The sequence below is a fragment of the Capnocytophaga canis genome (genome assembly GCF_000827555.1).
GTDB lineage: Bacteria > Bacteroidota > Bacteroidia > Flavobacteriales > Flavobacteriaceae > Capnocytophaga > Capnocytophaga canis.
Genome location: NZ_CDOI01000002.1, coordinates 51874 through 59977, shown reverse-complemented (window position 1 = coordinate 59977; position 8104 = coordinate 51874). Strand labels below are relative to the sequence as shown.

General features: G+C 36.8%; 7 protein-coding genes. 2 read left to right on the top strand and 5 right to left on the bottom strand.

Annotated elements, in window-relative coordinates:
• Positions 1–349: 349 nt before the first annotated feature.
• Positions 350–805 carry a hypothetical protein gene (locus CCAND38_RS01045; RefSeq protein ID WP_042343080.1) on the top strand — a complete coding sequence of 152 codons (456 nt, stop codon included), beginning with the start codon at positions 350–352 and terminating at the stop codon, positions 803–805.
• 117 nt (positions 806–922) lie between these two features.
• On the opposite strand, the gene pdxA is transcribed toward CCAND38_RS01045, so the two are convergent.
• From pdxA to CCAND38_RS01025, 3 genes are all read right to left on the bottom strand, one after another.
• Positions 923–1972, bottom strand: a complete 1050-nt coding sequence (gene pdxA, locus CCAND38_RS01040) for a 4-hydroxythreonine-4-phosphate dehydrogenase PdxA (protein WP_042343078.1) — start codon at positions 1970–1972, stop codon at positions 923–925.
• 383 nt (positions 1973–2355) lie between these two features.
• Entirely contained in the window at positions 2356–3654 is a 1299-nt protein-coding gene (locus CCAND38_RS01030) for an erythromycin esterase family protein (protein ID WP_042343075.1), read from the bottom strand.
• Positions 3655–3784: 130 nt separating this feature from the next.
• Positions 3785–5470: a glutamine--tRNA ligase/YqeY domain fusion protein gene (locus CCAND38_RS01025; RefSeq protein WP_042343073.1), complete on the bottom strand. Its 1686-nt coding sequence runs from the start codon at positions 5468–5470 to the stop codon at positions 3785–3787.
• Positions 5471–5634: 164 nt separating this feature from the next.
• Here CCAND38_RS01025 and CCAND38_RS01020 point away from each other — a divergent pair, with 164 nt between their 5' ends.
• Complete coding sequence (locus tag CCAND38_RS01020) at positions 5635–7263, top strand: acyl-CoA carboxylase subunit beta (protein WP_042006800.1); 1629 nt, start codon at positions 5635–5637, stop codon at positions 7261–7263.
• Between the two features lie 98 nt (positions 7264–7361).
• On the opposite strand, the gene CCAND38_RS01015 is transcribed toward CCAND38_RS01020, so the two are convergent.
• Together CCAND38_RS01015 and CCAND38_RS11460 are read right to left on the bottom strand one after the other, a co-directional pair.
• A complete protein-coding gene (locus CCAND38_RS01015) occupies positions 7362–7628 on the bottom strand; it encodes a DUF2752 domain-containing protein (protein WP_197066309.1) in 267 nt (88 codons plus the stop codon).
• Between the two features lie 46 nt (positions 7629–7674).
• Entirely contained in the window at positions 7675–8058 is a 384-nt protein-coding gene (locus CCAND38_RS11460; RefSeq protein WP_082024925.1) for a TM2 domain-containing protein, read from the bottom strand.
• Positions 8059–8104: the final 46 nt, after the last annotated feature.

Genomic DNA, 8104 nt, shown 5'->3' with positions numbered 1-8104 from the left:
TTTTTTTATAAAACACTGATAATCAAGTTTATTTTTGTTCTTATAAATTTTTATCTTAATTTCTAAAACTCACACCAGCAGGAAAAAACATTTTGTCTAAAAATATTTTTTTGCTTGATTTCTTCATCTTATTTCAATACCTTTGTAACCGAAAATTCGTAGTCTCTTAGGTATCATGTAAACCATAAAAACTCAGAATTTTAGTTTTTTTCAAATTACTAAAACTTTCGCTTTTATTTTTTTGAACTATGCTATTATTTCTGAAAATTGAAAGAAGACGGAACCTAAGTCTGTGTGCTATTTTTGATTTTAAACATTATCCAGTAAATATTCACTAAAATATCATATTATGAAAAAGTTTTTATTTTTAAGTGTACTTCTGGGAGCATTGGCTTGTAGCAAAGAAAAAGACGTGAAACTTTGTTGCTCTCCTCCTCCTATTTTTAATTTATATATAAACAAAAGTTCCGATTCCTACAAAGAGTTTTTGGACTCAGAAGGTAAGTTTGACACAAAAAATGTTTCTTTATACCGCATGAACGGTAACGTAAAAAAAGAATACCCAGTAGCACAGGTTTCCCCTTTGTTGCAGGAAAATTACCTTTCAGTAGGAACTCATCTTGATCGTATAAATGATGTTTATACGGGAAAAAAAGAAATCCTTTATCTCAAAAACGCTTCAAGAACGTACAAAATAGAAGTAGAAGGAGCTATGGTCAGCCACAATGGATGTTGCCCAGTTGCTAAAGTGAAAGAAATAAGAGTCGATGGCGTAAAAATTGAAAACGATTTTTTAGTAAAATAAAAAGTTAAACCCCGTAAAAAATGTTATCTCGGTTCTTTTTTATTATGGTAGGCTTGAAAAACTGAAAAGGCACGGCTCGGCCGTGTCTTTTCAGTTTGTTCCCAAAAATGAGAATACCTATTTTTCAGCCTCCAGGTCATTTATTTTCAGTGGATTGTGATTTAATTCATCGTACTCAATCCTATTTTTGAAAATATTGATCGCTGTAAAAACAGCTTGTCGGAACGAATCCGCATCGGCTATACCTTTTCCTGCAATTTCATAAGCTGTACCATGATCGGGAGAGGTGCGTACCCTACTCAATCCTGCTGTATAGTTTACGCCACTTCCGAACGAAAGTGTTTTGAAAGGAATCAATCCTTGATCGTGATAAGGAGCTATGACTGCATCGTAATTGCGATAGTTTTGAGTAGCGAAAAAGCTATCGGCTGAAAAAGGCCCAAAAACCAATATTCCTTGTTCAAACAATTTTTTCAGGGCAGGTCGAATCACTTCATCGTCTTCGTTACCTATGACTCCATTGTCACCACAGTGCGGATTGAGTCCTAAAACCGCAATTTTCGGTCGATGTAAACGAAAATCTTTACGCAACGATTCGTTCATCGCTTTGATTTTCTCAAAAATAAGGCTTTCGGTAATGTGTGAGCTAACCTCTTTTAACGGAACATGGTCTGTGAAAAGTCCTACCTTAAGGTCTTCGCTGACCATAAACATCAAACTCTTTCCGTTAAGTTCTTTGGCTAAATAATCTGTATGTCCAGGAAATGTAAATTCCTCAGACTGAATATTATTTTTGTTGATAGGAGCTGTTACCAACACATCTACATCACCTTTTTTGAGAGCTTCAACAGCCTTTTTTAGCGATAAAAAAGCATACTTTCCAGCTTCTTCTGTCACTTGTCCAAAAGCAATGCTGGGGGAATCCTTCCAACAATTTAACACATTGAGCTTCCCTACAATGGCATCTTCAATCTTGTCTATGCCTTGAAAATTGGTGTTTAACTCAAAATGTTTTCGCTGAAATGAAACCGTTTTATTGGAACCGAAAATGATAGGTGTGCATAATTCCAAAATCTTCGGATCTTCAAAAGTTTTTAAGATCACTTCCATTCCAATACCATTGATATCTCCTATGGAAATACCTACTCTAACTAATTCATCTTTCATTTATGTCTTATGTAAAATATTTTTTAGATTTGTTATTTTTGTCTTCAACATCACTTTTCCTATGTTAAAGCAGTGGTAATTATAGCTTTACGCTGTGCTGCCATCTCGTTAAGTCTCCAAAATTACAAATAAATTAACTACTTTCAAAATATCTACTCAATTCTGTCTTTTTAGTTTCCACAGACAAAGTATAAAGGTAACAATCGCTACTATTACACCAAACAACAGTGAAAAAATAACTGTTCCTAAAGGCATCGTGTAACGTATCTGACCATCAACAATTACATAAGGAGGATTTAACCACAGCAAAAATTGGTAGAACAGGACTGTAAAAATACCACATACCGCAATACTTACAACTAACGAAAGGATAATTTTATAAATCATTTGTTTGAGGTATCAGCTGTTCTTTCCAAATCCTCGCGTTCTTTTTTAAAATACGCTTTTCGTTTTTCGAAAGATACCAAATGTTCTTCTTTTAGATAAAAAAATGCATCGACCACAGAAAGCATATCCATTTCATAGGGAGTCAATCCTAAAAGATTTGATTTTTTAATATTGTTTTTTGTTATTTCCTTTTGAGAAAGTTCATTTCGTAGTGAAATAAAAGCATAATCAGGGTTGTAATTATCCAAAATATGTCGCTCTATACTTCCTTTTTTAGCTTTAGCCCTTAATTTTCCTAATCCCAAATATCCTTTAAAACCGGTTGTGCCTGTGGCAGGTACAAAACCTATTACATAGTATTGGTCTTTGAATTTTTCCCGAAGAAAATGCCCCATAGTATAGTCCTTTGCAAATCTCTTTTCATCATATTGATTGATTTTGGTAATATTATCCATCAGATGTATGGAAGCCGCCCACAAAATAATCTTTTTATCAGGAAATTCGTGCTTGGCTAAGTAACTCACATTTTCAGCCATCTGTTTATCTCTATGGGATAGTCCTTTGTAATTAGTTCTGTATAGCGACTTTATATTTTCGGTCATCCGTTCCCAAAAATAATAGTAGCCGTTTTTGGTTTCTAATTTATTCAAAGCTTTCTTTACTTCATTAAATGTATTGTGAAGAACAAGTGTGTCTTTTGGAGGAACTTTGGCAAAGTAATAACATTTCTCAGCCGTAAAATTCAATGCTTTTTTAAACAATGAATCCGTTTTGATGTTTGAACCCGTGTCGGCATTTAGTTTTTCGAGAAACTCATTGTAATCATCGTTGAGTTTATAATCAAATTTGTAAAATAATTTTTCATCAAATCCAGTGTAAATCAGCGGTCTGTCTGTTTTTTGAGTTTCTAAAATATAGTCAAAAAGCTCGTACATATCATCAGTTATCCAAACACCGGAAATTTCTGTGAAATGCCAAGGTGTTTTAACTTGATTGGTTTTAACCGTTTCGTTATAATACTTTCTCAAATCATATAAAGGTGATTCTATAGCTATTACGTCAAATCCGCAATGTTGATGCAGATATTTTACCATTTTAATTTTAGACACATAGGTTTCGCCCATATAGTGGCTCGATTCACCAAGCCCTACAATACGGACGTTTTTCAAATCGTTTTGCAGGGTTGTTAAGTTTGTAAAATCGGCTTTTTCGTAATCCGACTTTGAAATGGTTTGTACTTGTGCAGAAGCAGTTACAAAAAACACGAGAGTGATAAACGACAGTATTTTTTTCATTTTTTATTTTTTAGATTAACATTTCAATTCAAAATGACAGCCATCATGAGTAATTCTATTAACAGAAAGATATTGAAAACCAAAAAAGCCACCTTACAACTTCTGAAGACAGCTTTTTTATCTCATTTTATTATATGTCAGCATTTTCAACCTTCGCCCAAGTATCTTTCAGCCCAACAGTTTTATTGAAAACCAATTTTTCGGGGGTTGAATCAGGGTCGAGACTGAAATAACCTAATCGTTGGAATTGAAAACCTTCTCCTACTTTGGCATCTTTCAAACTCGGTTCCACATAAGCGGTAGTCACTTTAAGTGAATCAGGATTTACGTATTCCAAAAAGTCCTTTTCTTGACGGTCAGGCTCGGCAACAGTGAACAAACGGTCGTAAATACGTGCCTCCGCCTCCAATGCGTGAGGAACTGATACCCAATGCAATGTACCTTTCACTTTGCGTTTACTCGCTTCTGTTCCGCTTCCGCTACGGCTATCTGGGTCGTAAGTGCAATGAATTTCGATAATATTTCCGTTTTCATCTTTTACAACACTTTCTGCCTTAATGATATACGCATTTTTTAAGCGAACTTCACCGCCTAATTTCAATCGGAAAAACTTATTGTTAGCTTCTTCTCTGAAATCTTCTCTTTCGATATAAATTTCTCTCGAAAAAGGCACTTTTCGGAATGTCAAAACCTCTTCTTCAGGATTGTTTTCAGCATCCAACCATTCTTCTTTTCCTTCAGGATAATTGGTAATCACCACTTTAACAGGGTCAAGAACTGCCATTACGCGATTTGCTTTTTTGTTCAAATCCTCGCGAATGCAAAACTCTAATAATGAAACATCTATCAAGTTTTCGCGTTTGGCAATTCCAATCGTGTCAGCAAATTTTCGGATAGACTCGGGCGTATAACCTCTTCTGCGTAAGCCTGATATAGTGGGCATACGCGGGTCGTCCCAGCCCGAAACGTGTTTTTCGTTTACCAATTGCAACAATTTTCGTTTGCTCACAATGGTATGCGATAGGTTTCGACGAGCGAACTCACGCTGTTTGGGGCGGACTTTATCTTTGTCAATAATTTGGTCTAAAAACCAGTCGTACAATTCGCGATGTGGCAAAAATTCAAGCGTACAAATGGAGTGCGAAATTTGCTCCAAATAATCGCTTTCGCCGTGGGCCCAGTCGTACATCGGATAGATACACCACTGATTTCCAGTGCGATGATGACTTGAATGCATAATTCGGTAGATGATCGGGTCACGCATCAACATATTAGGCGACGCCATATCGATTTTGGCACGAAGTACGTATTTTCCGTTTTCAAATTCGCCATTTTTCATTCGCTCGAAAAGTTGTAAATTTTCCTCAACGGAAGTATTTCGATACGGACTTTCAGTACCCGCTTGGGTAGGCGTTCCTTTTTGTTTGGCGATTTCCTCGGAAGTTTGCCCATCTACATAGGCTTTTCCTTGTTTGATGAGCTGCACCGCCCAATAGTACAGTTCTTGGAAGTAATCGGAAGCATAACACTCTCTGTCCCACTCAAATCCGAGCCATTCCACATCACGTTTGATAGCATCAACGTATTCTTGTTCTTCTTTGGACGGATTGGTATCATCAAACCGCAGATTTACAGGCGATTGATAACGCAACCCCAACCCGAAATTCAAACATATTGAACTAGCGTGACCAATGTGCAAATAGCCATTAGGCTCTGGTGGGAAACGAAAACGCAACCTGCTGGAAGAAAATCCATTTGCTAAATCTTCTTCAATAATATTTTCAATAAAATTATTTGATTTTTGTTCTTCTGACATCGTACTTCAAATTTTAAAATGCAAAAATAAGGATTTTTTGATTGCTTATATAGTCATTTAAAACTTTCTTCGTATTTTAGCCGAAATTTAGACATTTGAAAAGCGTTAAAAACGCAACGAAAAAGCAATATTTAAGAACAAACACTATTTCAAAAGAATAGAATATGGATATTCAATTCAACAAAAATGAAGATTTTAATAAACTGTCAGTAAGTGATTTACACAAACGATTAGCCAAAGTCAGAAAAGGAGGCGGAGAGAAAAGTATCCAACGGTTGCACGATCAAGGTAAGCTCTCGGCTCGTGAACGTATCGACTATTTGCTGGATAAAGACCGTGATTTTATTGAAATCGGAGCATTTGTTGGTGAGGGAATGTATGTTGAGCACGGAGGTTGTCCTTCTGGAGGTGTGGTCGTAGTTGTTGGATATGTTTCTGGGAAGCAATGTGTTGTGGTAGCTAATGATGCTTCTGTAAAGGCTGGAGCATGGTTTCCAATCACTGGAAAGAAAAACCTACGAGCTCAGGAAATAGCCATCGAAAACCGATTGCCTATCATCTATTTGGTGGATAGTGCGGGAGTGTATTTGCCAATGCAAGACGAAATTTTTCCTGATAAGGAACACTTTGGACGGATTTTTCGTAATAATGCGGTAATGAGCAGTATGGGAATCACCCAAATCGCTGTTGTGATGGGAAGTTGTGTGGCGGGTGGAGCCTATCTGCCAATAATGAGCGATGAAGCTATGATAGTGGATAAAACGGGAAGTATCTTTTTAGCAGGAAGCTATTTAGTAAAAGCTGCCATAGGCGAAGATATTGATAATGAAACTCTTGGTGGAGCAACTACGCACTGCGAAATAAGCGGTGTTACCGACTATAAGGCTAAGGACGATAAAGATGCTTTGGATCGAGTAAAGCGAACAATGTCGAAAATAGGCGACTACGAAAAAGCAGGATTCAACCGTGAAACACCACAAAAGCCACTCAAAGATCCGAAAGAAATCTACGGAATCTTACCCATTTCACGCACTGAACAATTCGACATGAAGGAAATTATCCTACGTTTAGTGGACAATTCAGAATTTGACGAATACAAAGAGGGTTATGGACAAACGCTCATAACGGGTTATGCCCGTATTGATGGCTGGGCTGTGGGTATTGTTGCTAATCAACGTAAGGTAGTAAAAAACAAAAAAGGTGAATTACAATTCGGAGGAGTTATCTATTCGGACAGTGCCGACAAGGCTACGCGATTTATCGCTAATTGCAATCAGAAGAAAATCCCTTTGTTATTTTTACAAGATGTCACAGGCTTTATGGTAGGTTCAAAATCCGAACACGGTGGAATCATCAAAGACGGTGCTAAAATGGTAAATGCGGTGGGAAATTCGGTAGTACCTAAGTTTACAATAGTTATCGGAAATTCGTATGGTGCAGGAAATTATGCGATGTGTGGCAAGGCGTATGACCCACGGTTTATTGTCTCATGGCCAAGTGGAAATATTGCCGTAATGGGTGGAGCTCAAGCTGCCAAAGTACTTTTACAAATTGAAACAGCATCCCTGAAAAAGAAAGGCGAAGAGATTTCTAAAGAAAAAGAAGAAGAGTTGTTTAACCAAATAAAATCAAAATACGACGAACAGATTTCTCCCTACTACGCCGCAGCTCGCTTGTGGACAGATGCCATTATTGACCCTTTGGAAACCCGAAAATGGATTTCAATGGGTATTGAAGCCGCTAATCATGCTCCTATTGAAAAGTCTTTTAGCTTGGGGGTCTTACAAGTTTGAGAAAAGATGACAAACCCACACAAGCAATAGTAAACAAAAAAACTGCTAAAAATATTTTGATAAATAATTCTTAGCAGTTTTCAACACAATAGCTTGTATCAGATTCTGTCCAAAATCTTCGATTTTACACCGAGAAGAGAAAATAAGGATCTTACCCATACCACAAATAGCAATGGAACAACAATTACTACCAGTTTATTAAACATCCATGCCTCTTCAAATTCAAAATGAATGAAATGCATTATTGCACGTGTAAGTCCACACCCCCAACACTCAATCCCTGCCAGTGTTTTTGATAAACAAACGCTTTGACCTCTGTCAAAATAATCTGCTGGGAGAAACATAAGCACAATTGGGGTAGTCACTACCACTCCATTTTTAAGATAAAACCAAATTTTGCTCAAAATTCAACTACAATGTTTGAGAGTAATTTCCTCCTTTAGGTTTCAAATCTCCTGTAATAATACGAATTAGGTCTATCAATGCCCAAACACCACAACCTCCAAGAGTTAGCAATTGAAGTACTCCTTCCGTAATGTATCCAAGATAGAAACGATGGATTCCCATCGCCCCAACAAAAACACACAAAAGAAGTGCAACTAACTGACTTTTTCCAGAAGTTCCTGCTGCGGGTGAAGACAATGTAACAGCGTTATCATCTTCAACATCTTCTGAACCTGCTACAAACTGTTGTGTAACTGTGTTCCCATTTGTTCTTTCCACAGGGAAAGATGCGTACACTCCGCCAAATGTTATCATAAATAACAAAGAGGCTAACAAAAATTTTAATCTCATATTACAATTGTTTGGTTAAATATTTTAACTTTGCAAAGTTAAAAAA

Coding starts and splice junctions, on each gene's coding strand:
- CCAND38_RS01045 (WP_042343080.1), top strand. CDS start 350: ATGAAAAAGTTTTTATTTTTAAGTGTACTTCTGGGAGCATTGGCTTGT.
- pdxA (WP_042343078.1), bottom strand. CDS start 1,972: ATGAAAGATGAATTAGTTAGAGTAGGTATTTCCATAGGAGATATCAAT.
- CCAND38_RS01030 (WP_042343075.1), bottom strand. CDS start 3,654: ATGAAAAAAATACTGTCGTTTATCACTCTCGTGTTTTTTGTAACTGCT.
- CCAND38_RS01025 (WP_042343073.1), bottom strand. CDS start 5,470: ATGTCAGAAGAACAAAAATCAAATAATTTTATTGAAAATATTATTGAA.
- CCAND38_RS01020 (WP_042006800.1), top strand. CDS start 5,635: ATGGATATTCAATTCAACAAAAATGAAGATTTTAATAAACTGTCAGTA.
- CCAND38_RS11460 (WP_082024925.1), bottom strand. CDS start 8,058: ATGAGATTAAAATTTTTGTTAGCCTCTTTGTTATTTATGATAACATTT.